General features: G+C 64.4%; 1 protein-coding gene. It reads right to left on the reverse strand.

Annotated features, from left to right (window positions below; genetic code table 11):
- Positions 1-2,369, reverse strand: a 2,369-nt coding sequence (locus tag EB084_23860) for a hypothetical protein (GenBank protein NDD31298.1), incomplete at both ends; no start/stop codon positions are given.

Genomic DNA, 2,369 nt, shown 5'->3' on the forward strand with positions numbered 1-2,369 from the left:
GTGACGTTGGAGAACACGGCGCGGCCGTTCGACGCTGTCACCGTGAGGGGCGCGCCGCCGAGCGTGGTGCCGCTCGTGCCGTCAGGCAGCGCCAGGGTCACAGTGGGCGATCCTCCGGTGAACACGTTGCCGTCGCTGCCGATGATGGCGATTTCGATGGTGCCGGATGTGCCGCTATGAACGCTCGCAGGAGGCTGCTGGGTGAACGACAGTCGTTCCGGTCCCACCACGCTGAGGGTCACCGTTGCCTGGCGGCGCTGGTACTGGGCGTAGATGGTAACCACCCCGATGTTCACAGGGGTGACGAGACCGCCTGCCGAGACGGTGGCCACGGACGGGTCGCCAGAGAACCACGCGGCGCCCGCGGTCTGGGTAGCGTCACCTGTCGTCGCGTCGCTGAAGGTGGCCGTCGACTGCAGCTGCAGCGTCTGTCCCACCAGGGGGGTGCTGGCAACGGGCGCGATGGCCAACGACGAGACCGTGGGGTGAGCCACAGCCACATCGACCTGCTGCGAGCGCCCGGTGGAAGGGTCATTGGCAACGATGGTGGTGAGCCCGCTGCTGAGGCCGTGAACCGTTCCGTTTGCGTCAACCGATGCCGCAGCGGGGTTCGTCGACGACCACTGCAGCTCGGTGGTGAGACAGCGCCGTGAGGCATCGCTCACAAATCCAACGGCGCAGAGCGGTACGGTGTCGCCCACCTGCAGGCTCGCGCGGGTCACGCTCACGTCGGGCGTGTCGACGCGCTCGATCTCGAAGTCAATCACGTGAGGGGGTTGCACCGTCACCGTGGCCTGCGTCGTGGCGGCGTTCGCAGGGTTGGAAAAATCGACGTAGGTGGCCATGACTGATGACGAGCCTTGTGACACCGCGTAGTCGCGACCGCCGTCATCCACGGTGAGCACCGACGAATCGGCACTCGTCCACGTGCAGAGATCGGTGACGTCCTGGGTCGATGCGTCGCTGTACAGTGCAATGGCCCGCAGGTCGAGCTCAGCCCCCGCGGCGGGGCTCAGGTTGCCCGTGATGTTCAGCGACTTCAGGCGTGGCGCCGTCACCGTGAGCTGGTAGGTGGCGCTCTGGCTGCCCTCGGTCGCGGTGAGGGTGACGAACCCCGGAGTGAGCCCTTGTATCTCGTTACGGGGGCCGAAGGCGACGCTTCCGCCGTTGCTGCTCTTCTGGGTCCAGGTGACGGCCATGGGCTGGCTTGCGCCCCCTGCGTTGAGACGTGCTTCGGTGTCGAGCTGAATCACTTCGCCCACGCGAACTTCCGGCACCGTCGTCGTGGCGCGTATGAACATGTCGTACAGCTCAGGGTAGGTGTAGAAGAATGAAGGCCCGATTTCGTAGGGTCCAAAGACAAAATTACCCAGGTTCTGAGTGATTTTTCCAAAGAGCAGATCGATACCCGCAGAGACGCCGGACTTGAGCTTCGCCTGCCCTGCAATCCCCGGCGCTGGCGCAATCACCGCTCTGACTTCAACACCGGCCTTGGCCCCGTCCGCTCTGATCCACGCACTGGCGACGCCCAGCAGGGTGAGTGCCACCTTGGGTCGCCCAGCCGAGATCCATAGGCTGAGCTCCGCATCAACAACGGGCGGGGGGATGGAGAATGTGTAGTCAAACGCGTGCACCAACGTCCAGGCGCCGTTCTTGTACCAGGGGCCAACCGTGGCCGTAGCGCTGCCACTGACCTGCTGTGTCACCTTTCCAGCGGCCTTGGCCGCGATGTCGAGCTCGAGTTCGAGATCAGCGGTGACTGCGAGCGGCCCTAGTGGCGTCAGCGGGATCCGCACCGTGGGGGTGAACTTTTCCACATAGTTGAAGCTTGCGCCCGCCTGGAGCGTGGCCGTGAGCGAGCCGTCCACCTGTATCGTGGGGACAACCTTGAGCTCGTTCACCGTGTTGTCCCAGTTGAGCTTGAGAGTTTCGTCAAACGTGATCCGCACGTTGATGGAGCCGTTCAGAAGAACCCCCGGTTCGCCGTTGGGCCCGGTGATGTAGGAGTTATCGAATTCGATGGGGATGACATAGGCGAGCTCGTCAGCCAACTTGGAGGCCTTGCCTATGCTCACGCCGGGCAGCGCGGGAGGCATGTGCTCGAAGGCGGCGGGCAAGACCGTCACGGTGCGCTCGAGGTCTGCGCTGCTGAACACGTCGGAGAGCTGTATGTGCCCCGTCTGCACGGTGGTTGTTGCACCGTCGCTCGAGACACTGACGACCTTGCGCGCGAACTGCGTGGTGCCGTGGTTTGCGACGATGACGTCACCGGCCGACAACGCCATCACTGCACCCGCGAGCGTCACCGAGCCATCGGTGATCTGGGAGATGGTCACCGTCCCGTCTGCGGGGAGCACCTTGACGTTGCT

The sequence above is a fragment of the Pseudomonadota bacterium genome (assembly GCA_010028905.1).
Lineage (GTDB): Bacteria > Vulcanimicrobiota > Xenobia > RGZZ01 > RGZZ01 > RGZZ01.